Source organism: Enterococcus sp. DIV1411a (genome assembly GCF_050531945.1).
Lineage (GTDB): Bacteria > Bacillota > Bacilli > Lactobacillales > Enterococcaceae > Enterococcus_B > Enterococcus_B faecium.
The window spans coordinates 1,309,666-1,331,552 of record NZ_CP172892.1 but is presented as its reverse complement, the minus strand read 5'-3'; the positions used below and the strand labels follow the sequence as shown (position 1 = coordinate 1,331,552).

Sequence of the window (21,887 nt, the reverse complement as noted above, 5' to 3'; positions counted from 1 at the left end):
CTCCTTGTCATGAATAGCAGAGATGTATTGATTCCTTTATTCTTATCGTACCAAAAATCGTGGAGTATGACCAAAAGGAAATGAAAATAAAAATTGAGATATTGACAGTGATCAATAGAATGCGTATACTAATTAAGTACGAAAAGGATATGATTTGTTTTTTAAGACTCACAGAAAATTCTTTCTTGGCTGAAAAAAGAATAGTCACTAATCAAATTGCTCCCTTTTTCTATTTTGGTAGAAATACCGACGCAGCTCAGCGTTATCGAGTTTAAGAGGTAATGATTACACATCATTGCAATCAAGGTGGTACCGCGAGTTTTCGTCCTTGGCTGTGATGGTGTTTTTTTGTATTTAATTTATAGAAAGCAGGTAATGACATGAAACAATTAAGTAGTGCACAAGTTCGACAAATGTTTCTTGATTTCTTCCAATCTAAAGGACATACGATTGAACCTAGTGCGTCTTTGATCCCCGTGAACGATCCAACCTTATTGTGGATCAACTCTGGTGTTGCAACATTGAAAAAATATTTTGATGGTTCAGTTGTGCCAGAAAATCCAAGAATCACAAATGCCCAAAAATCTATTCGAACAAATGATATCGAAAATGTCGGTAAAACAGCACGGCACCATACGATGTTTGAGATGCTGGGTAATTTTTCGATTGGTGACTATTTCAAAAATGAAGCCATCCACTGGGCATGGGAATTTTTGACTGATCCAAAATGGATGGCATTCGATCCAGAAAAACTTTATGTAACAGTTTATCCAAAAGATACAGAAGCAAAACGCATCTGGCATGAAGAAGTTGGCCTGCCACTAGATCACATTATTGATGTAGAAGACAACTTCTGGGATATCGGTGCAGGCCCATGTGGTCCGGATACGGAAATTTTCTATGACCGTGGAGAAGCTTATAACGATTTAGCAGAAGACGATCCTGAAAACTATCCAGGAGGAGAAAATGAACGTTATTTAGAAATCTGGAACTTAGTATTTTCAGAATTCAACCATAAGCCTGATAACACATTTGAACCACTTCCTCATAAAAACATTGATACGGGGATGGGATTGGAACGCATGGTCTCAATCGTTCAAGATGCGCCAACGAACTTTGAGACAGACTTGTTTATGCCTATTATCCACGCCGTAGAAAAGCTAAGCAAACAAGTAAAATATGGTGAAAACCCAGTAACAGATATTTCTTACAAAGTAATCGCAGATCATATTCGCGCCCTTTCATTTGCTATTGGCGACGGTGCATTGCCATCGAATGAAGGGAGAGGGTATGTCTTACGCCGTTTGCTTCGTCGTGCTGTCATGCATGGGAAAAAATTAGGTATTGAACAAGCATTCTTATATCGTTTAGTCCCTGTTGTTGGGGAAATCATGGTAAGTTATTATCCTGAAGTACTTCAACAAAAAGAATTTATTGAAAAAGTTATCCGTACAGAAGAAGAACGTTTCAATGAAACAATCAATGAAGGTTTGGAAATCTTAAATCAAGTGATCCAAGAAGTAAAAAACGAAAACGGGACGACTCTAGCAGGAAAAGACATCTTCAAACTATACGACACATATGGCTTCCCGGTAGAATTAACGGAAGAGGTGGCAGAAGATGAAGGACTGAAAGTTGATCATGCTGGTTTTGAAAAAGAAATGGATGCACAACGCGAACGTGCTCGCTCTGCCCGCAGTACTGAAAAATCAATGGGGGTACAATCTGCTTTATTGACAGATATCAAAGTAGAAAGTAAATTCATTGGATACACAGAACAAGAATCAGATAGTCAATTATTGGTCATCGTTAAAGGTGAGTCTCTTTTGAATGAAGTCGCAGAAGGTGAAGCTCAAATGATCTTTGATCAAACACCTTTCTATGCAGAAATGGGTGGGCAAGTAGCGGATCAAGGATGGATCATGAATGAAGTAGGCGAAATCGTAGCAGTTGTTACAGATGTTCAAAAAGCGCCTAATGGTCAATTTATGCACACCGTAGAAGTAAAAGCACCAATGAGTGAAGGACAAACCTATCATCTATTGATCGATCAATCGATGCGCAATCGGATCATCAAAAACCATACAGCAACCCATCTACTGCACAAGGCATTGAAAGAAGTACTTGGCGAGCATGCAAATCAAGCTGGTTCTTTAGTCGCTCCTGGACATTTACGATTCGACTTTACCCACTTTGGTCAAATCACTTCAGATGAATTAGCTGAAATGGAAAGAATCGTCAACGAAAAAATCTGGGAAGCTATCCCAGTTGAAACAATTGAAACAGATATCGATACAGCCAAAAACATGGGTGCAATGGCTTTGTTTGGTGAAAAATACGGACATGACGTTCGAGTAGTAAATATTGGCGGCTGGTCAATCGAACTGTGCGGAGGCACACATGTAGCAAATACAGAAAACATCGGAATCTTCAAAATCGTTTCTGAATCAGGAATTGGTGCAGGCGTGCGACGAATCGAGGCTGTAACAAGTAAAGAAGCGTACGAACTACTTGAAGAAGAAGAAAAACAACTAAAACAAGTAGCAACAATTGTTAAATCACCTCAATTGAAAGAAGTTGTTTCAAAAGCGGAACAATTGCAACAGCAAGTAAGAGAGCTACAAAAGGAAAATGAACAATTAGCTAGCAAGTTAGCGAATCAACAAGCTGGTGATGTATTCAAAGATCCAGAAACGATCAATGGAAAAACAATCATTGCAGCACAAGTAAAAGTGAAAGATATGAATCAGCTGCGTCAATTAGCTGACCAATGGAAACAAAAAAATATTTCAGATATTCTTGTTTTAGCAAACGAACAAGAAGGAAAAGTCAGTCTGCTAGCGGCAATGACGAAAGAATCAAATGAAGCTGGACTAAAAGCTGGCGACTTGATTAAAGCAATCGCACCGAAAGTAGGCGGTGGCGGTGGTGGACGTCCAGACATGGCACAAGCTGGCGGGAAAAATCCTGCTGGTATTCCAGATGCACTTAAAGCTGCGAAAGAATGGGTTGCGCAACAATAGGGCGTTTACGTTTGACAGAAAAACAAAAGTTCAAACATTGAACGAAACATGATTATGGGGGCGAAGACAAACAAGTCTTGCCCTCATACTTTTTTCAATTGGCTGGCGCATCTAATCAAATGGTCGGATTCGGATGGTCTTTAGTTGACGAAAGTGACAGAAATTTTTACGATTAGTATAAATAAAAAGGGGTGAAAAAATGAATAGTAGAAATAAGACCTTTCGACTAGTCTTACGTGCGATCTTGTTAGCAATCATCATCGTACAAGCGATGGTTCCTTGGCTGGGGTTTATTCCATTAGGATTCATTAGTTTAACAATTATCCATATCACAGTAATTATTGCTGCAGTAGTATTAGGCCCAAAAGATGGCATGGTGATTGGCTTGTTTTGGGGAATCGCTACAATTGTTCGTGCCTATGCCATGCCAACAACGCCATTTGATACATTAGTGTTCACGAATCCGATTATCTCGGTAGTTCCCAGAGTACTTGTTGGCTTAGTAGCAGGCTTGGTTTTCCACTGGATTTATCAAAAAAATAAATCAATAACGATCAGCTCAGCCTTTGCAGGGGTACTGGGTTCATTGGTCAATACAGTCTTAGTGTTAGGATTCATGGGATTATTTTATACAGGTGCAACGGCAGATGCCTATGGTGTAGATTCTGCTCTTTTATTTAAAACCTTAGCAGGGGTTGCAGCAATCAATGGGATACCAGAAGCAATAGGTGCGGGAATCATAACACCATTACTAGCAAAAGCGTTATTTGCAGCAACACCGTTGAAACCAGAATAATGACCATCTTTTAATAGTAATAGGGCGCACGATAGATAGAAAAAGGAAGAGAGGAGAAGAAAACAATCGTCCTCTCCATCTTTTTACCTGAGCAACAAGCAAACTAGAAGGGGTAAAAAACTTGGCTAAGAAACAAGAAGAAAAAAAGAAACAAATACCGCAACAGCGGACAAAAAAAGGAGTACTAGCGGGTATCTTAGGATTGGTTACGAATCTGATCTTGTTTGTCTCTAAGCTAATGATCGGGCTTTTTTCAGGAAGTGTCTCCATTATGGCTGATGCAGTGAACAGTCTATCAGATACTGCTTCATCCATATTGACTTTGATCGGATTTAAAATTGCTGCAAAGCCAGCAGATCAGGAACATCCTTATGGACACGAACGCTTCGAATATATCAGTGGGTTATTTGTTTCGATCATCATTACTTATGTAGGATTTCAATTTTTAGAGTCTTCTGCTGAAAAAATCATCCATCCAGAAAATGTCTCTTTAACACCCATCGTCTTTTTTGTCCTAATCATTTCCATCTTTTTGAAATTTGCACAAGGCAAAATGTATCAGGTTATTGCGCAATCCATTGATTCTGAAACATTGAGAGCTACAGCAACAGATAGTTATAATGATGTCTTTACTACACTGGCTGTATTGCTTTCAGCAGCAATCGAATGGGTAACTGGATGGCGTATTGATGGATATATAGGTTTTGCTTTAGCATTATATATCCTTTATAGTGGATTGACGATGCTTCGAAATTTTGTATACGAACTATTAGGAAGTCGCCCAACGCCAGCAGAGATTGAAGAAATGGAAGAGCATTTAAATGCTTGCGATGATATACTTGGCTATCATGATTTATTGGTGCATAACTATGGACCCAATAAACGCTTTGCATCAGTCCACATCGAAGTAGATGAATCAATGAATTTGAATGTGGCTCATAAGATTATTGATCTGATAGAAAAAGACTTTAAAAAGTCTTTGGATGTGGAACTTGTCTGTCACTTGGATCCAATGCCTGTTGATAACGAAAAATACTATAATATCTTGCGGCAGTTAAAGCAAATTCTTCTTGAAACAGGTACAGGGCTTAATATTCATGATTTTAGAGTAATTCATCAAGGAAAAACGCTGCAATTTGATGTAGTGGTCCCTGAGAAATTCCAGTTTGTTGATACAGAACTAGAAAGAATCTTACGTAGTCAAATAGAAGAAAAAATCGGAGATTACCAATTGGAAATTACGTTTGATCACAATTATCTTTTATATTAAATGAGAAACTATAAAAAGACTCCTTAAAGTTTTTAATTTAAAGAGTCTTTTTTTCTTTTAATTGTTTATGGAGAGCCTGACGTGCAAGATTATCTGCTCCTTTATTTTTGTTTTCGGGCAACCATTGCAGGATCAATAAAGAAAATTCGGATAGAAGTTCTTGGATTCTTTGAAGGTAGGGAAGGAAGAGCTCGTTCTTCGTTGCGTTTTTGTCGACCGTAGAAACTAGTGTTTTGCTGTCTGAAAAACAGAAAATCGTTTCATTCTGTAAGTCGTTTTTCTTTAGAAATTCTAAAGTTTTTAAAAAGACTTCGAACTCTGCTTGATGGTTTGTCCCTATAGAAAGCGGGATAGATAGCTGTTCTTGTTTACCTTGATAGACAATCAAGATTCCACCTCCACTAGGACCAGGGTTGCCTTTTGTAGAGGCATCAATGTATACTTTTAACATAAAAAGAGATTCTCCTTTTTGTTCAAACTAATGTTATGGTAAGATTATATCATTACTGAATCGGTGAGAGGTTAGAGAATGAAAAAAAATATTCGATGGCAGCCTGAACTGGCACATACGATCATCTATTGGTCATTGACCTTGATCATTCTGTTTTTTAGTCTGATTCTTTCTTTAGAAAACACAGGTCCTTATTGGAAAAGCAATTTTGTTTTAGGTATTTTTCTTGTTTTTCTATTTCTAGGTTTGCGGCGTTCTTTTATTTTAAAATCAAACTCTGTGATTATACGTTATGCTGCTTTTTGGAAAGACCGAGAAATATCTGTCGGACAGATTCGATCTTTGACGCCAACTAATACTGGGGTGCAAATGATGTTGCAAGATGAGAAAGCCCCATCTGTTTTCATGATGCGAAAAAAAGATCAAGTAGTCCTTTTTGATCATTTTGAAAAAAACGGACCCAAATCAGAATCAATTCCTTATCCTTATACGAAAAAAAGAAAAAGCTAATTTTAAAAATCAGAACCTAAAAAAACGAATTTTTACAGGAAAAGAAAAGAGTGAGACGTACGGTTCATCCCGTTTAGCGTCTCACTCTATTTGTTTATCTATTCATGCATACTAGTATCGGTAGTCTGAACGTTGCCTTTCTTGACATGGGCAGCTTGTGTTCCTCGATTCCCTTCGATGATCTCAAATTCGACCACTTGATTTTCTTCCAAAGTTTTGAATCCCTCTTCTTCAATCGCAGTAAAATGTACAAAAATTTCTTCTGTGTCATCATAACTGATAAAGCCGTATCCTTTTTTGTTGTCAAACCATTTTACAATTCCTGTGGTCAAAGCACTCACGACCTTTCTAAAGTCTGATCATAGCCTTCATTATAAAGAGTATTTATAAGTACGTCAAATAAATTAAAAACCTGTAATTTTATGTTTTTTTTCTGAATAAAAAAAGGTATAATTGGCATATCTTAACAAAGAAGATATTTTGTTGAATAAAGTTCGTGAAAAGGGGTAATCAAATGAAGAATGATCTGCAAATTTCACAAGAAACAGAGCTAGAACCGATTGTTGAAGTGGCTAGTAAATTAGATCTTAAGGAAGACGATTTGGAACTGTATGGGAAATATAAGGCGAAAATCAATTTTTCTGGAATCAATCGATCAAAGGATAACGCTGAGGGGCATTTGATCTTAGTTACTTCCATCAATCCAACACCAGCTGGCGAAGGAAAGTCAACGATCACTGTAGGGTTAGGAGACGCGCTCAATAAAATCAATAAAAAATCTGTTATTGCATTGCGAGAACCCTCACTTGGTCCTGTGATGGGAATCAAAGGTGGTGCTGCAGGCGGAGGATATGCACAGGTATTGCCTATGGAAGATATCAACTTGCATTTTACTGGTGACATGCATGCTATCACAACAGCTAATAATGCATTATCTGCTCTTTTAGATAATCATATTCATCAAGGAAATGAATTGAACATCGATGCCCGCCGAGTGATTTGGAAACGGGTAGTCGATCTCAATGATCGTGAACTGCGTAAAGTAATTGTTGGCTTGGGTGGGCCAATCCAAGGTGTTCCAAGAGAAGATGGGTTTGATATCACAGTTGCCAGCGAAATCATGGCTATCTTGTGTCTTGCGGCAGACCTTGAAGATTTAAAGGCTCGTCTTGCAAGGATCGTTGTCGGCTATACATTTGACCGTCAGCCTGTGACTGCTGGAGACTTGAAAGCAGAAGGCGCTCTGGCATTACTGCTGAAAGATGCAATCAAGCCGAATCTTGTACAAACAATTTACGGAACACCAGCTTTTGTCCACGGGGGACCGTTTGCCAATATCGCTCATGGCTGCAATAGTATTTTAGCTACCAAGACAGCATTGAGATTAGCAGATTACGTTGTCACAGAGGCAGGATTTGGTGCAGATCTTGGCGGAGAGAAATTTTTAGATATCAAAGTACCTAACTTGAAAAAAGCGCCGGATGCTGTGGTGATTGTCGCCACTGTCCGTGCATTGAAAATGCATGGCGGAATGAAAAAAGATGAACTTAAAAATGAGAATCTTGATGCTTTGAAAGTAGGTTTTGCAAATTTAAAGCGCCATATACGTAATATGGAACAATATCAGCTACCTGTGATCGTCGCAATCAATGAATTCGTAACAGATACAGACAATGAACTCACACTGTTGGAGCACTTGTGTGAAAATCAGGGGATTCTTGCCAAGAGAGCGAGTGTATGGGCAGATGGAGCAGAAGGCGGCGTTGATTTAGCAAAAGCTGTAGTACGATTGATTGATAGAAAAGAAGCTAATTACAAGCCATTATACCGCCTAGAAGAAACGATACAAGAAAAGACAGAAACAATCGTCAAGAAAATTTACGGAGGAAATGGTGTTGTTTTCAGCAAAAAAGCGCAAAAACAAATAGAAGAGTTTACGAAGAATGGATGGGACAAACTGCCGATTTGTATGGCAAAAACACAGTATTCATTTTCTGATGATCCTTCACTGCTAGGTGCACCGGAAGATTTCACCATCACGATCCGCGAAATCATCCCAAAATTAGGGGCAGGATTTTTAGTAGCCTTGACTGGAGATGTTATGACGATGCCTGGTTTGCCTAAAAAACCTGCTGCATTGAATATGGACGTGACAAATGACGGAGAAGTGTTGGGATTGTTTTAAGCTTGATTATAATCTACCATCGAAGGAGCTGTATTTTGACTACAGCTTCTTTTTTTAGACGATAGGGAATTAATTTTGTTTACACTAGGATCATTCTTTTTCTTTATTGTATTTTGAGCTATACTAAAGCATAATAGGAGGGTATGATGAAAACGACATTTATAAGAAAAACCGGTTTTTACGGTATGGGTAGCTCGATTCAGCTAAGAATCAACAATGAAAAACGCAGTGTTCTCAGTCATGAACAAAAGATAACGCTTGATCTGGAAGTGCCCTTTACGATGCAGGTCACCTTTTATTGGCTAAAAAGCCCCGTTTATACAGTGAAAGAAGCAAAGCCTGCTTATGTGATCACAATGAATTACTTGATTCTTCAAATCTATCCGTTTTTATTTCTAGCAACTGGGTTGGGGGCCGTTTTCCTACAAAATTTATTTTTCAGTTTTTTTGCAGTTATTGTGTTGATTGCGTTCTTTTTCTATATAAAAAACCGGGCATATTTGATCAAGGAGGAAAATTATGGCAAACTCTGATCTTTTTTTAATCAGTTTCAATCGAATCGAAAAATGGATGAGAGACGAGATGGGAAATGCACGAAATATGGGATTTACCGAACTTGTCAGACGCCTAGCTCAAAGAAAACAATTAATGATCAGAAAATACGAAGATGATCTTTTACAGCTTGCTCAGTTAAGGAATGCGATCGTCCATGATCGGATCGCAGTCGATTTTGTCATTGCAGAGCCAAATGATTGGACAGTCAAGCGAATCCAGCTGATCGAACAAGAACTGATTCAGCCTGAAACCGTGCTGCCTCGATTTGCAAAACGTGTAACAGGTTTTGAACAAGATCTTCCGTTACTTGAACTGTTAAAGATAGTAGCAGAAAAAAGGTATTCACAATTTCCGTTATACAATAAAGGAAAATTTGTAGCATTGATTACTTTACGTAATATCGGGTTTTGGCTAGCAAAAGAAAGCCAAAAAGGTCCGGTTGATTTAACAAATAAACGAGCGTTGGATTTGATCATCCAAAACGGAAAGTACACAAATTATCATTTTGTTCCAGCTAAAACACATATTTACGAGGTTGAAGCGATGTTTCGTGAGCAAGGGACTTTGGAAGCCGTACTTATCACTAAAGATGGGAATCCCGATGGTAATCTGCTCGGGATCGTACGACCTCGTGATATTTATAAACAAATAGAAAAGGATTGATTTTTTGTTAATTATTTATTGGATATTCAGCGCTTTGCTAGTAGGAGTGGATCAGTTGGTCAAATGGTGGATCACTGATAATCTAGCGCTTGGAGAGACGAAAAATCTTATACCAGGTATTTTGTCACTGAATCATATTCGAAACACTGGAGCCGCATGGAGTATGCTAGAAGGGAAGATGTGGTTCTTTACTATAGTGACACTCATTGCAGTCGTTGTGATTCTCACATTGATGATTAAAAATCGTGAAAAAGGTAATCGCTGGTTCATGATTGGATTGAGTTTGATTCTAGCTGGTGCGATTGGCAATTTTATCGACCGTATTCGTCTTGGCTATGTAGTAGATATGTTCCAGACAGATTTTATGAGCTTTCCGATTTTTAACGTAGCAGATGTGACACTTGTATGTGGAGTGATTTGTATATTAATTTATATTATTTTAGATGAAAAGGATCAAAGAAAAAAATGACAGAACTTAAAACGACGATTCACCATGAATCTGGTAGGATCGATAAAGTATTGACTAATTTATTCACCGATTACAGTCGTTCGCAAATTCAGCTGTGGCTGAAAAATGGAGCGGTTTCTGTCAATGGACAGCCAGTCAAAGCAAATTACAAAGTAAAACAAGGAGACGAGATTACTGTCTTGATCCCCGAACCAGAAACATTAGATGTGGTCCCAGAAAATATCCCGTTGACGATCGTTTACGAAGATGAAGATGTAGCGGTGATAAACAAACCTCAAGGAATGGTCGTTCATCCTTCAGCAGGTCATACGCATGGCACAATGGTCAATGCGCTGATGTACCATATCAAGGATCTTTCTACGATCAACGGCGTTATTCGTCCAGGTATTGTTCACCGAATCGACAAAGATACTTCCGGACTGCTAATGGTTGCCAAAAATGACCAGGCACACGAATCATTAGCTCAGCAATTAAAAGATAAGACCTCTTTGCGCAAATATGTTGCTTTAGTCCATGGAGAGATTCCTCACGAAAAAGGAACCATCAATGCGCCAATCGGCCGTTCGAAGGAAAACCGGAAAATGCAGGCGATAAGAGAAGATGGGAAGTCGGCTGTCACACATTTTACTGTATTGGAACGTTTCGAAGGATTTACTCTGGTTGAATTAAAACTAGAAACCGGAAGAACACACCAGATCCGTGTGCATATGAAGTATATCGGTTATCCGTTAGCTGGAGATCCAGTATACGGACCGAAGAAAACTTTGAAAGGCAATGGTCAGTTTCTCCATGCGCAAATGTTAGGTTTTACGCACCCGACTACAAACGAAAAGACGATCTTTGAAGCACCTCTTCCAGAAGTTTTTGAAAAAACTTTAGAAAAATTAAGAAAAAACATTGCATTTTAATTTAGATAACGGTATAGTAATTAACAACGAAAGCATAAAACTTAATAGAATTCCTTTAAGTTTAGTCCCGTGAGGCTAAGAAGGGTGGGAGCAAGGATACGTATGGTGCGCCATAAGTAGATTGCTCATTGACATAGTATAGCTATCAGTGTATCAGTATACGCTCAGTCTAAACATTCCTCCTGTCCTCTTAGGGCAGGAGTTTTTTTATGCAAAAAAGTAGGGGGAATGAAAATGCAAGCAAAAGAAGTAGTAGATCAGGTAACCATGAAGCGAGCATTGACTCGAATTACTTATGAGATTATCGAGAGAAACCATAGTATCCAAGATATCGTATTGGTAGGTATCAAAACACGAGGAATCTACATTGCATCAAGAATTGCCGAACGCCTGAAGCAGCTAGAAGATATCGATATTCCTGTAGGAGAACTGGATATCACTTTATACCGAGATGACAAAAAAGAAAATCCAGAAGAACCGGAACTTCATTCTTCTGACATCCCAGTTTCCTTAGAAGGAAAAGAAGTTATTTTGATTGATGATGTTTTGTATACAGGACGAACGATTCGAGCAGCAATGGACGCAGTAATGGATTTTGGCAGACCAAGAAAAATTTCATTAGCAGTCCTGGTCGATCGTGGGCATCGAGAATTGCCAATCCGTGCAGATTATGTTGGGAAGAACATTCCAACATCTCGGGCGGAAGAGATTTTAGTAGAGATGCAAGAGCTTGATGGACAAGATCGCATCATGATTTTGAAAGAGGAAGATTAGAGGAGAGAGAAACATGTCGGAGAAAAAAGGATTTCATAATGATGACGTGGTGTTAGATATCCACGATCGCCCAACCCCAGGACATTGGGTAGGATTAAGTTTACAACACTTGTTCACGATGTTCGGAGCAACCGTGTTAGTCCCCATCTTAGTAGGTATCGATCCAGGTATTGCGCTAGTCAGTTCAGGACTAGGTACATTGGTGTACTTATTTACTACTAAAGGAAAGATACCTGCGTACTTAGGAAGCAGCTTCGCTTTCATTGCAGCGATGCAGCTTTTGATGAAAACAGATGGTTATCCAGCGATTGCACAAGGAGCAGTCACAACTGGATTAGTCTATTTGATTGTTGCGCTGATCATCAAAAAGATCGGTTCAGCATGGCTGGATAAAATCTTGCCTCCAATCGTCGTCGGTCCAGTCATCATGGTTATCGGGTTGGGACTTGCGGCAAATGCAGCAACAAATGCTATGTATAATCAGGGCACGTATGATTTCAAGTATATTGCTGTAGCGCTGATCACATTAGGATTAACAATTTTCTTCAACATGTGGCTAAGAGGTTTTCTCGGATTGATTCCGATTTTACTAGGTATCATTAGCGGATACATCGTAGCCTTGCTGTTTGGAATCGTGGATACTAAGCCAATCGTAGACGCTGCCTGGTTTGCTGTTCCTAACTTTGAGATTCCCTTTGTACAATATGAACCAAAGCTATATCTTGGAGCAATCACAACAATGGCACCCATCGCTTTTGTGACGATGACAGAGCATATCGGCCATCTTATGGTATTGAATAAACTAACTAAACGTAATTTCTTTGAAGAACCGGGTCTTCATAAGACGTTGACAGGTGATGGGTTAGCACAAATCGTGGCAGCCTTTGTCGGAGGTCCTCCTGTAACAAGTTACGGTGAAAACATTGGTGTTCTGGCTATCACACGTGTCCATAGCGTGTTTGTGATCGGTGGAGCTGCAGTATTTGCAGTCATTTTAGGATTCGTAGGAAAATTAAGCGCTTTGATTTTAAGTATCCCTGGACCAGTCATCTCAGGAATCAGTTTTATCTTATTTGGAGTAATTGCCGCAAGTGGAATGAAGATTTTAATCGAGAACAAAATCGATTTTGATAAAAAGAAAAATCTGTTGATTGCTTCAGTTATCTTAGTAGTAGGAATTGGCGGACTCGTCTTTGAAGTAGGCACATTTACATTGTCGGCAATGGCATTAGCAACTGTACTTGGCATCATTTTAAATCTTATCTTACCAGAAACTTCACGAAGCGAAGAAAACTAAGGAGGAAACATTATGATCATCAAATCAGAACGTATCAGCTTAAAGCATTTATTGACCGTTGAGGCACTTACTGATCAAGAAGTTATGGGCTTGATCCGCAGAGGGCAGGAATTCAAGCAAGGTGCTAATTGGACTCCGCAAAAGCGCCAGTACTTTGCTACAAACCTCTTTTTCGAAAATAGTACTCGCACACATAAAAGCTTCGATGTAGCGGAGAAAAAACTAGGGCTAGAAGTGATTGAATTTGAAGCAAGCACAAGCTCTGTCCAAAAAGGGGAAACACTATACGATACAGTACTGACGATGTCAGCATTAGGCGTAGACGTAGCGGTTATCCGTCATGGTGATGAGAACTATTATGACGAACTGATACAAAGTAAAACAATCCAGTGTTCGATTATCAATGGAGGAGACGGAAGCGGACAGCATCCAACCCAATGCTTGCTTGATTTGATGACCATTTATGAAGAATTTGGTCATTTTGAAGGTCTGAAAGTTGCCATCGTAGGTGATATCACTCACTCTCGCGTAGCTAAATCCAATATGCAGATGTTAAAACGTCTAGGCGCACAAGTATTCTTCTCAGGTCCTAGAGAATGGTACGACGATGAATTCGAAGTGTACGGACATTATATGCCATTGGATGAACTACTAGATCAAGTTGATGTCATGATGATGCTTCGGGTGCAACACGAACGCCATGATGGAAAAGAAAGTTTCTCAAAAGAAGGCTACCATCAGGAACATGGGTTAACAGTTGAGCGTGCGAAGAAGTTGCAAAAACATGCAATCATTATGCACCCAGCACCAGTTAACCGCGATGTAGAATTAGCTGATTCATTAGTGGAAGGATTACAGTCGCGGATCGTTCAGCAAATGAGCAATGGAGTATTCGTCAGAATGGCAATCTTAGAAGCAGTGCTAAATGGAAAAGCGTAATTATAGGAGGATGAAAAAATGAAAACACTCATTAAAAACGGTCAGATCAATACACGAAAAAATATGACGACACCAGCAGAAATTTGGATAGAAGATGGGCGAATCAAAGCAATCGGTACAGGATTCTCAGAAGCCGAATTTGATGAAGTGTTTGATGCAAAGGGACAATTGATCACACCTGGTTTAGTGGACGTCCATGTTCATTTGAGAGAGCCAGGATTTACATACAAGGAGACGATCGAAGCTGGGACTCGCTCAGCTGCTCGTGGCGGTTTCACTACTGTATGCGCGATGCCGAATTTAAATCCTGTACCTGATACGGCAGAAAAGCTGAGACAAGTATATGACATCATTAGAAAAGATGCAGTTGTGAAGGTATTGCAGTATGCGCCAATCACAGAAAATCTGCGAAGTGAGAAATTAGTTGATCAAGAAGCACTGATTGAAGAAGGTGCTTTTGCTTTCACAAATGACGGTGTAGGTGTCCAAACAGCTGGGACGATGTATCTGGCTATGAAAGAAGCTGCAAAAAACAATAAAGCCCTAGTAGCCCATACAGAAGATGAATCTTTATTATTTGGCGGCGTTATGCACGCTGGCAAGAAGGCAGAAGAACTTGGTCTTCCCGGGATCTTAAGCGTAACCGAGTCTTCTCAAATTGCTAGAGATCTGTTGCTAGCTGAAGCAACTGGTGTTCATTACCATGTTTGCCATGTTTCTACTAAAGAAAGTGTCCGTGTAATCAGAGACGCAAAAAAAGCAGGAATCCACGTAACAGCAGAAGTTTCACCCCATCATCTTATTTTGATCGACGAAGATATTCCCGAAGATTTCGGCTTTTGGAAAATGAACCCGCCGCTAAGAGGACGGGAGGACAGAGAAGCTTTGATCGAAGGCTTGCTTGACGGTACGATCGATTGCATCGCTACAGACCATGCCCCCCATGGATTAGAAGAAAAAAGCCAAAGTTTCATGAAATCACCATTTGGTATCGTAGGAAGCGAAACAGCGTTTCAACTGATCTATACTCATTTTGTAGAAACTGGTCGATTCACGTTGGAACAAGTGATCAATTGGTTGGCAGTTAAACCGGCTGAGATTTTTGGTTTGAATGCAGGAACGCTAACGGTTGGTGCCCCCGCTGATGTAGCAGTTTTTGATATTACACAAACTTGCACGATCGATAAAGAAGACTTTTTATCAAAAGGGGAGAATACACCTTTTATCGGCTGGAAAGTAAAAGGCGAAACACAAATGACTTTTGTCAACGGAAAACTTGTGTGGCAGAAGGGAGAATAAAAGTATGGAACGTTTGCTTATATTAGAAGATGGAACAGTTTTCGAAGGAAAGGCTTTTGGTGCAGATGCTAGTGTCTTCGGAGAAATCGTTTTTACAACAAGTATGACTGGTTATCAAGAAACTATCACTGATCAAAGTTTTAACGGTCAAATCATTACATTTACCTATCCTATGGTGGGTAATTATGGGGTAAATAGAGATGATTATGAATCGATTTCTCCAACATGCAAAGGAGTAGTAGTAAAAGAACATGCACGTGTAGCTTCAAACTGGCGAAACCAAATGACGCTAGATTCATTTTTGAAACAAAAAGGAATTCCTGGAATATCAGGTATCGATACGCGCGCCCTTACTCGCAAAATCCGTGAAGTCGGAACGATGAAAGCTAGTATCGTTGATGCTGGAGATTCCTTCGAACATGCATTTGATCAGCTGAAAGCAACCGTTCTAGCAACCAATCAAGTGCAGCAAGTCTCAACTAACAAACCTTATCCAAGTCCAGGAACAGGTCGGAAAGTCATTGTCATTGACTTCGGCTTGAAACATAGTATTTTACGAGAATTGAGTAAAAGAAACTGTAACCTCACAGTACTTCCCTATAACACAGATGCCGAGACGATTTTAGCGCTATCACCAGACGGAGTCATGCTGACGAATGGACCTGGTGATCCAAAAGATGTGCCAGAAGCAATCGAAATGATCAAAAAAATCCAAGGAAAAGTACCGATTTTTGGTATTTGTCTCGGTCACCAGTTATTTGCTTTAGCCAACGGTGCAGATACCTATAAAATGAAATTCGGACATCGAGGATTAAATCACCCGGTACGAGAAGTAGCGACCGGAAGAATTGATTTTACTTCTCAAAATCATGGCTATGCAGTCGATGAAGCCACGATTGATCCAGAAAAACTCATCGTAACTCATGTAGAAGTAAATGACGGAACAGTAGAAGGAGTCAAACACAGAGATTATCCCGCTTTCAGTGTGCAGTTTCATCCAGATGCTGCCCCTGGTCCGCATGATGCACTACATTTATTTGATGAATTTATGGAAATGATGGACGCAGGAAAGGAGCAGTAAACAGATGCCGAAACGTACAGATATCAAGAAAATTATGGTGATTGGATCTGGTCCGATCATCATTGGTCAAGCCGCAGAATTTGACTACGCAGGAACACAAGCCTGCCTTGCCTTAAAAGAAGAAGGATATGAAGTGGTTTTAGTAAATTCTAATCCTGCGACGATCATGACGGATAAAGAAGTGGCAGATCAAGTATATATCGAACCGATCACACTTGAATTTGTATCAAGGATTCTTCGAAAAGAGCGTCCAGATGCTCTCCTTCCAACTTTAGGCGGACAGACAGGCCTCAATATGGCAATGGAGCTGGCAGCATCAGGTATTTTAGAAGAATTGAACATAGAACTTCTAGGAACAAAGCTTTCTGCGATCGATCAAGCAGAAGATCGTGATCTATTCAAACAGTTGATGAAAGAATTGAATCAGCCAATCCCCGAGTCTGAAATCGTCAATACAGTAGAAGAAGCTGTAGATTTTGCAAATAAAATCGGCTATCCTGTCATCGTTCGTCCAGCCTTTACTTTAGGCGGAACTGGTGGAGGTATGTGTGAAAATGAAGAAGAATTACGTATCGTATCAGAAAATGGATTAAGTCTTTCCCCCGCTACCCAATGTTTGATTGAACGAAGTATTGCAGGTTTTAAAGAAATTGAATATGAAGTGATGAGAGATTCGGCTGATAATGCAATCGTTGTCTGCAATATGGAAAATTTTGACCCGGTGGGTATCCATACAGGTGATTCTATCGTATTTGCCCCTAGTCAAACATTGTCTGACCATGAATATCAAATGCTTCGTGATGCTTCTCTTTCGATTATTCGAGCACTTAAGATCGAGGGAGGCTGTAACGTCCAACTCGCTCTTGATCCACATAGTTTTAATTATTATGTGATTGAAGTCAATCCGCGTGTTTCTCGTTCATCTGCGTTAGCAAGTAAGGCGACTGGCTATCCGATCGCTAAGCTAGCTGCTAAAATAGCGCTTGGATTAACATTAGACGAAATGAAAAATCCTGTTACAGGAACGACTTTTGCAGAATTTGAACCTGCATTAGATTATGTTGTAGCTAAAATTCCTCGCTGGCCGTTTGATAAGTTTGAAAACGGAGAACGGCTTTTAGGCACGCAGATGAAAGCAACTGGTGAAGTGATGGCTATCGGTCGGAATATCGAAGAGTCTTTATTGAAAGCTGTGCGTTCTTTAGAAATCGGTACACACCATATCGAACTTCCTGAGTTGGCAGACATCACGGACGATGACCTAATCCAAAAAGTGGTTCGAGCACAAGATGATCGCCTGTTTTATGTAGCTGAAGCTATTAGAAGAGGGTACACCATAGAAGAATTAGCGGATTTGACAAAAATCGATTTATTCTTTTTAGATAAACTGTTGCATATCGTAGAAATCGAACAGCAGTTGAAACAGCAGCCGTTGGATGACAAGATATTGAAAACAGCGAAACAAAACGGTTTTACAGACAAAAAAGTGGCGGAGCTGTGGGAAATAAACGAAGAAGCCGTTCGCCAGATGAGAAAAGAAAATGATTTGATTCCTGTATATAAGATGGTTGACACTTGTGCAGCGGAATTCGAATCAAAAACACCTTATTTTTATAGTTCCTATGAATATGAAAATGAAAGTTCACGATCAGAAAAGCCCTCAATTCTAGTACTGGGATCTGGTCCTATCCGTATCGGACAAGGGGTTGAATTTGACTATGCGACTGTGCATTCTGTCAAAGCAATCCAGCAGGCAGGATACGAAGCAATCATCATGAACAGCAATCCTGAAACAGTTTCGACTGACTTTTCTATTTCGGATAAATTATATTTTGAGCCATTGACCTTCGAAGATGTGATGAATGTGATCGAGCTAGAACAGCCGATAGGAGTAATCGTTCAATTTGGTGGTCAGACAGCAATCAACTTAGCCGAACCTTTGACTGCTGCTGGTGTAAAAATCTTAGGGACAACGATCGAAGACTTGGATCGTGCGGAAAATCGTGATTTATTCGAGCAAGCGCTGAAAGAGTTGGATATTCCTCAACCTTTAGGGGATACTGCTACAAGTAAAGAAGAAGCCGTGGTTATCGCTTCGAGAATTGGTTATCCAGTTCTTGTTCGTCCAAGCTATGTATTAGGCGGACGTGCGATGGAAATCGTTGAAAACCAGCGAGATTTAGAAGATTACATGGAACATGCTGTGAAAGCATCTCCAGAACATCCAGTACTAGTGGACCGTTACTTGCTTGGTGGTGAATGCGAAGTGGATGCGATTTGTGACGGTGAAACAGTACTCATCCCAGGGATCATGGAGCATATTGAGCGTGCTGGTGTCCATTCAGGGGATTCAATGGCTGTGTATCCACCTCAAACATTATCTGAATCGATCAAGAAAACGATCGAAGATTACACGATCCGCTTAGCATTAGGTTTGAATTGTGTCGGGATGATGAATATCCAGTTTGTCATCCATGAAAATGAGGTTTATGTGATCGAAGTCAATCCTCGAGCAAGTCGGACTGTTCCATTCTTAAGTAAGGTGACAGGAATTCCAATGGCACAAATTGCGACGAAAGCTATTTTGGGAGAGAAACTAAAGACACTTGGTTATGAAAACGGACTTTATCCAGAAACAAAAGAAGTTCATGTTAAAGCACCTGTCTTTTCTTTTACGAAATTGCAGAAAGTTGATACTTACTTAGGGCCTGAAATGAAATCGACTGGAGAAGTAATGGGATCTGACAGACAATTAGACAAAGCTTTGTACAAGGCATTCGAAGCTTCTGGATTACACTTGCCTGAATATGGAGCCGTATTATTTACGATTGCGGACGAAACAAAAGAAGAAGCACTAGAATTAGCTAAACGTTTTACAGAAATTGGCTATAGTCTGATAGGAACGAAACATACAGCTGCTTATTTCGAAAAAAATGGTCTGGTCGTTGAAACAGTAGCGAAAATTTCTGAGGAAGCAGCAGAAAAAAATGTAGTCGACTTAATAAGAGATGGTAAAACACAAGTGGTTGTCAATACGATTGATAAAGATCGGGGAAATGCTTCTAAAGACGGTTTCATCATCCGAAGAGAAGCAGTTGAACATGGTATTCCATTGTTTACTTCTTTAGACACAGCAGATGCGATCGTTCGAGTGATGGAATCCCGTGCTTTTTCAACTAACCCTATTTAACGGCGAGCACATGTTAAGACAAAAAGACGAAAAACCGTTGCAGGAGGGGACAGATGAAACAAGAAATGATGGAAATCGTTCAGCAAAAACAGCTGGCACCAAAGATTTTTGAAATGACATTGAAAGGTGATCTAGTAAAAGAAATGCAGCAACCAGGACAGTTCTTGCATATTCTCGTGCCGCGTGCAGACTTGCTATTACGCCGACCGATTAGCTTGAATCATATCGACCACGAAACAAATACTTGCCGTATCATTTATCGGGTGGAAGGTGAGGGGACTAGAGTCTTCTCTACTCTTTCTGCCGGAGACCATTTAGATGTCATGGGTCCTTTAGGCAATGGTTTTGATTTGTCCAATCTTCATACAGGAGACGAAGTATTTATAATCGGTGGAGGAATCGGTGTCCCTCCTCTATATGAGTTATCAAAACAGTTAGTCGAAAAAGGAATTAAGCCAACGCATTTTTTAGGTTTTGCCACACATGAAGTCGTTTATTATGAAAAAGAATTTAATCGTCTAGGAGAAACAAGAATCGCTACTGACGATGGAACATACGGTATGCACGGAAATGTCGGTAATTTATTGTTAGGAACGAAGACGGAACCTACAGCTGTTTTTGCATGTGGTTCAAACGGGTTATTGAAGACAGTGGAACAGCTGTTTTCTTCGCATCAAAATGTCCAGTTATCATTAGAATCCCGCATGGCATGTGGGATAGGGGCTTGCTATGCTTGCGTTTGTCATACGCCGGAAGATGAAACAGGAACAAAAAGTGTGAAAGTTTGTGACGAAGGACCGATTTTTAAAATAGGAGAGGTAATTATATGAATGAGAATCCTTTAGCGGTCAAACTTCCTGGCCTAGAATTAAAAAATCCTATCATGCCGGCAAGCGGCTGTTTCGGTTTTGGCAAAGAATACGGAAAATACTATGATTTGAATCAGCTTGGATCGATCATGGTCAAGGCAACGACTCCAAATGCCCGCTTTGGCAATCCCACGCCAAGAGTGGCGGAAACACCATCTGGCATGTTGAATGCAATTGGTTTGCAAAATCCTGGTCTAGACGTTGTTATGCATAAACTTCTTCCAGAATTAGAGGAGTACAATGAGTTACCCATCATCGCAAATGTTGCTGGTGCTTGTGAAGAAGACTATGTAGAAGTTTGTAGCAAAATTGGCGAAGCACCAAATGTGAAAGCAATCGAGCTGAACATTTCTTGCCCAAATGTCAAACATGGCGGAATTGCTTTTGGAACAGATTCTGATGTTGCTTTTCAATTAACACAAGCAGTAAAGAAAGTTTCTTCTGTTCCTGTCTATGTCAAATTGTCCCCAAATGTAACAGACATCGTTCCAATCGCTCAGGCAATCGAAGCTGGAGGGGCAGATGGGTTTACGATGATCAATACTCTTCTTGGTATGCGGATTGACCTTAAGACAAGAAAACCGATTTTAGCCAATCAAACAGGTGGACTCTCCGGACCAGCAATCAAGCCTGTCGCTATTCGTTTGATTCACCAAGTAGCAAGTATATCCAGCCTTCCAATCATTGGGATGGGCGGCGTGCAGACAGTGGATGATGTTCTTGAGATGTTTATGGCTGGAGCAAGTGCTGTAGCTATAGGGACCGCGAATTTCACCGATCCGTATATCTGTCCTAAACTAATTAAAGAGCTCCCTGTGCGAATGAGCGAACTAGGCATCGAATCGCTGGAAAGATTAATCAAAGAAGTGAGAGAGGAACGTGAACGATGAATCAACTAGACCAACGACCAATTATTGCATTAGATTTTTCAACTAGGCAAGAGGTAGAAGACTTTCTTCGATTTTTCCCGAAAGAAGAAAAATTGTTTGTGAAAATCGGAATGGAATTGTTCTACCAAGAAGGACCTGAAATCGTACGTTATCTAAAAGAGGCTGGTCATAATGTATTTTTAGATCTGAAACTTCACGATATTCCGAATACGGTCGAAAAAGCAATGCGGGGATTGGCAAAGCTTGGTGTTGATCTCACCTGTGTTCATGCCGCTGGCGGTATTCGTATGATGGAGGCGGCAATGCGAGGATTAGAAGAGGGGACTCCAGAAGGTGGAAAACGTCCGCTACTTCTAGCTATCACTCAGCTTACTTCTACAAGTGAAGAAGAAATGCATGCCGATCAACTAATCGAAGTTTCTTTAGAAAAAAGTGTGATCCATTATGCTAGCTGTGCCAAAAAAGCAGGATTAGATGGTGTGGTTTCTTCTGCTTGGGAAGTAGAAGCGATCAAAGAAATGGCAGGAGACGAATTTGTTTGCTTAACTCCGGGTATAAGACCAGAAGGAACAGTCGCAGGAGATCAGACAAGAGTAGTCACACCTTCTCAGGCAAAAAAGATCGGCTCAACTTTTATCGTTATAGGTCGACCAATCACTCAGTCAACTAATCCTTATAAAGCATATCAAACGATTCAAACAGAATGGAGCTAACCTAA

The 21,887-nt window shown here is 40.0% G+C and carries 20 protein-coding genes; 18 read left to right on the top strand and 2 right to left on the bottom strand.

All coding sequences use genetic code 11. The features are described from left to right. Window positions 1-380: 380 nt before the first annotated feature. From alaS to IGJ87_RS06400, 3 genes are all read left to right on the top strand, one after another. Window positions 381-3,023 (top strand): alanine--tRNA ligase, encoded by a 2,643-nt coding sequence (gene alaS / locus IGJ87_RS06410; protein ID WP_002299704.1) that lies wholly within the window; start codon window positions 381-383, stop codon window positions 3,021-3,023. A 199-nt stretch (window positions 3,024-3,222) separates the two neighbouring features. Beyond that, window positions 3,223-3,819 carry an ECF transporter S component gene (locus IGJ87_RS06405; protein ID WP_002295844.1) on the top strand — a complete coding sequence of 199 codons (597 nt, stop codon included), beginning with the start codon at window positions 3,223-3,225 and terminating at the stop codon, window positions 3,817-3,819. A 121-nt stretch (window positions 3,820-3,940) separates the two neighbouring features. Next, a complete protein-coding gene (locus tag IGJ87_RS06400) occupies window positions 3,941-5,089 on the top strand; it encodes a cation diffusion facilitator family transporter (RefSeq protein WP_002295845.1) in 1,149 nt (382 codons plus the stop codon). A 37-nt stretch (window positions 5,090-5,126) separates the two neighbouring features. On the opposite strand, the gene IGJ87_RS06395 is transcribed toward IGJ87_RS06400, so the two are convergent. Next, window positions 5,127-5,540, bottom strand: coding sequence for a ribonuclease HI family protein (locus IGJ87_RS06395; RefSeq protein WP_002295847.1), 414 nt, complete (start codon window positions 5,538-5,540; stop codon window positions 5,127-5,129). Window positions 5,541-5,618: 78 nt separating this feature from the next. Between IGJ87_RS06395 and IGJ87_RS06390 the strand changes: the two genes are divergently transcribed. Further along, a complete protein-coding gene (locus IGJ87_RS06390; RefSeq protein WP_002295850.1) occupies window positions 5,619-6,050 on the top strand; it encodes an EbsA family protein in 432 nt (143 codons plus the stop codon). 98 nt (window positions 6,051-6,148) lie between these two features. Here the strand turns inward: IGJ87_RS06390 and IGJ87_RS06385 are convergent, their stop codons facing one another. Beyond that, complete coding sequence (locus IGJ87_RS06385; protein WP_002303804.1) at window positions 6,149-6,382, bottom strand: cold-shock protein; 234 nt, start codon at window positions 6,380-6,382, stop codon at window positions 6,149-6,151. A 182-nt stretch (window positions 6,383-6,564) separates the two neighbouring features. On the opposite strand from IGJ87_RS06385, the gene IGJ87_RS06380 reads away from it, so the two are divergent. The 14 genes from IGJ87_RS06380 (at window position 6,565) to pyrF (ending at window position 21,882) form a co-directional block, all read left to right on the top strand. Beyond that, window positions 6,565-8,235 (top strand): formate--tetrahydrofolate ligase, encoded by a 1,671-nt coding sequence (locus IGJ87_RS06380; RefSeq protein WP_002295854.1) that lies wholly within the window; start codon window positions 6,565-6,567, stop codon window positions 8,233-8,235. A 146-nt stretch (window positions 8,236-8,381) separates the two neighbouring features. Further along, window positions 8,382-8,768 carry a hypothetical protein gene (locus IGJ87_RS06375; protein WP_002295856.1) on the top strand — a complete coding sequence of 129 codons (387 nt, stop codon included), beginning with the start codon at window positions 8,382-8,384 and terminating at the stop codon, window positions 8,766-8,768. Next, window positions 8,755-9,453, top strand: coding sequence for a CBS domain-containing protein (locus tag IGJ87_RS06370; protein ID WP_002295857.1), 699 nt, complete (start codon window positions 8,755-8,757; stop codon window positions 9,451-9,453). Before IGJ87_RS06375 ends, IGJ87_RS06370 begins: the two co-directional genes overlap by 14 nt. A gap of 4 nt (window positions 9,454-9,457) precedes the next feature. Next, window positions 9,458-9,922, top strand: coding sequence for a signal peptidase II (gene lspA / locus IGJ87_RS06365; RefSeq protein ID WP_002306762.1), 465 nt, complete (start codon window positions 9,458-9,460; stop codon window positions 9,920-9,922). Next, window positions 9,919-10,830, top strand: coding sequence for an RluA family pseudouridine synthase (locus IGJ87_RS06360; RefSeq protein WP_104770973.1), 912 nt, complete (start codon window positions 9,919-9,921; stop codon window positions 10,828-10,830). The genes lspA and IGJ87_RS06360 overlap by 4 nt, the downstream gene beginning before the upstream one ends. Before the next feature lie 234 nt (window positions 10,831-11,064). After that, window positions 11,065-11,604: a bifunctional pyr operon transcriptional regulator/uracil phosphoribosyltransferase PyrR gene (pyrR, locus tag IGJ87_RS06355; protein ID WP_002295862.1), complete on the top strand. Its 540-nt coding sequence runs from the start codon at window positions 11,065-11,067 to the stop codon at window positions 11,602-11,604. 13 nt (window positions 11,605-11,617) lie between these two features. Beyond that, on the top strand, window positions 11,618-12,901 hold the full coding sequence (locus IGJ87_RS06350; RefSeq protein WP_002288870.1) for a solute carrier family 23 protein: 1,284 nt from the start codon (window positions 11,618-11,620) through the stop codon (window positions 12,899-12,901). A 12-nt stretch (window positions 12,902-12,913) separates the two neighbouring features. After that, the gene (locus IGJ87_RS06345) at window positions 12,914-13,840 is read left to right on the top strand and encodes an aspartate carbamoyltransferase catalytic subunit (RefSeq protein WP_002288872.1); all 927 of its coding nucleotides are present in this window, start codon (window positions 12,914-12,916) and stop codon (window positions 13,838-13,840) included. Window positions 13,841-13,858: 18 nt separating this feature from the next. After that, a complete protein-coding gene (locus IGJ87_RS06340) occupies window positions 13,859-15,139 on the top strand; it encodes a dihydroorotase (RefSeq protein ID WP_002288875.1) in 1,281 nt (426 codons plus the stop codon). A gap of 4 nt (window positions 15,140-15,143) precedes the next feature. Continuing rightward, complete coding sequence (locus tag IGJ87_RS06335; protein ID WP_002288877.1) at window positions 15,144-16,220, top strand: carbamoyl phosphate synthase small subunit; 1,077 nt, start codon at window positions 15,144-15,146, stop codon at window positions 16,218-16,220. A 4-nt stretch (window positions 16,221-16,224) separates the two neighbouring features. Then, window positions 16,225-19,410 carry a carbamoyl-phosphate synthase large subunit gene (gene carB / locus IGJ87_RS06330; protein ID WP_002288878.1) on the top strand — a complete coding sequence of 1,062 codons (3,186 nt, stop codon included), beginning with the start codon at window positions 16,225-16,227 and terminating at the stop codon, window positions 19,408-19,410. Between the two features lie 53 nt (window positions 19,411-19,463). Further along, window positions 19,464-20,240, top strand: a complete 777-nt coding sequence (locus IGJ87_RS06325) for a dihydroorotate dehydrogenase electron transfer subunit (protein WP_002288879.1) — start codon at window positions 19,464-19,466, stop codon at window positions 20,238-20,240. After that, window positions 20,237-21,169, top strand: coding sequence for a dihydroorotate dehydrogenase (locus IGJ87_RS06320; protein WP_002288880.1), 933 nt, complete (start codon window positions 20,237-20,239; stop codon window positions 21,167-21,169). Before IGJ87_RS06325 ends, IGJ87_RS06320 begins: the two co-directional genes overlap by 4 nt. Next, on the top strand, window positions 21,166-21,882 hold the full coding sequence (gene pyrF, locus IGJ87_RS06315) for an orotidine-5'-phosphate decarboxylase (protein WP_002288882.1): 717 nt from the start codon (window positions 21,166-21,168) through the stop codon (window positions 21,880-21,882). Before IGJ87_RS06320 ends, pyrF begins: the two co-directional genes overlap by 4 nt. Window positions 21,883-21,887 lie beyond the last annotated feature (5 nt).

Bases quoted from the DNA above. Each gene is read 5' to 3' on its own strand.
- IGJ87_RS06335 (WP_002288877.1), top strand. From the start codon at position 15,144: ATGGAACGTTTGCTTATATTAGAAGATGGAACAGTTTTCGAAGGAAAG.
- IGJ87_RS06390 (WP_002295850.1), top strand. From the start codon at position 5,619: ATGAAAAAAAATATTCGATGGCAGCCTGAACTGGCACATACGATCATC.
- IGJ87_RS06395 (WP_002295847.1), bottom strand. From the start codon at position 5,540: ATGTTAAAAGTATACATTGATGCCTCTACAAAAGGCAACCCTGGTCCT.
- IGJ87_RS06340 (WP_002288875.1), top strand. From the start codon at position 13,859: ATGAAAACACTCATTAAAAACGGTCAGATCAATACACGAAAAAATATG.
- IGJ87_RS06405 (WP_002295844.1), top strand. From the start codon at position 3,223: ATGAATAGTAGAAATAAGACCTTTCGACTAGTCTTACGTGCGATCTTG.
- IGJ87_RS06345 (WP_002288872.1), top strand. From the start codon at position 12,914: ATGATCATCAAATCAGAACGTATCAGCTTAAAGCATTTATTGACCGTT.
- IGJ87_RS06380 (WP_002295854.1), top strand. From the start codon at position 6,565: ATGAAGAATGATCTGCAAATTTCACAAGAAACAGAGCTAGAACCGATT.
- pyrR (WP_002295862.1), top strand. From the start codon at position 11,065: ATGCAAGCAAAAGAAGTAGTAGATCAGGTAACCATGAAGCGAGCATTG.
- IGJ87_RS06375 (WP_002295856.1), top strand. From the start codon at position 8,382: ATGAAAACGACATTTATAAGAAAAACCGGTTTTTACGGTATGGGTAGC.
- IGJ87_RS06325 (WP_002288879.1), top strand. From the start codon at position 19,464: ATGAAACAAGAAATGATGGAAATCGTTCAGCAAAAACAGCTGGCACCA.
- IGJ87_RS06360 (WP_104770973.1), top strand. From the start codon at position 9,919: ATGACAGAACTTAAAACGACGATTCACCATGAATCTGGTAGGATCGAT.
- IGJ87_RS06370 (WP_002295857.1), top strand. From the start codon at position 8,755: ATGGCAAACTCTGATCTTTTTTTAATCAGTTTCAATCGAATCGAAAAA.
- IGJ87_RS06350 (WP_002288870.1), top strand. From the start codon at position 11,618: ATGTCGGAGAAAAAAGGATTTCATAATGATGACGTGGTGTTAGATATC.
- IGJ87_RS06320 (WP_002288880.1), top strand. From the start codon at position 20,237: ATGAATGAGAATCCTTTAGCGGTCAAACTTCCTGGCCTAGAATTAAAA.
- alaS (WP_002299704.1), top strand. From the start codon at position 381: ATGAAACAATTAAGTAGTGCACAAGTTCGACAAATGTTTCTTGATTTC.
- pyrF (WP_002288882.1), top strand. From the start codon at position 21,166: ATGAATCAACTAGACCAACGACCAATTATTGCATTAGATTTTTCAACT.
- carB (WP_002288878.1), top strand. From the start codon at position 16,225: ATGCCGAAACGTACAGATATCAAGAAAATTATGGTGATTGGATCTGGT.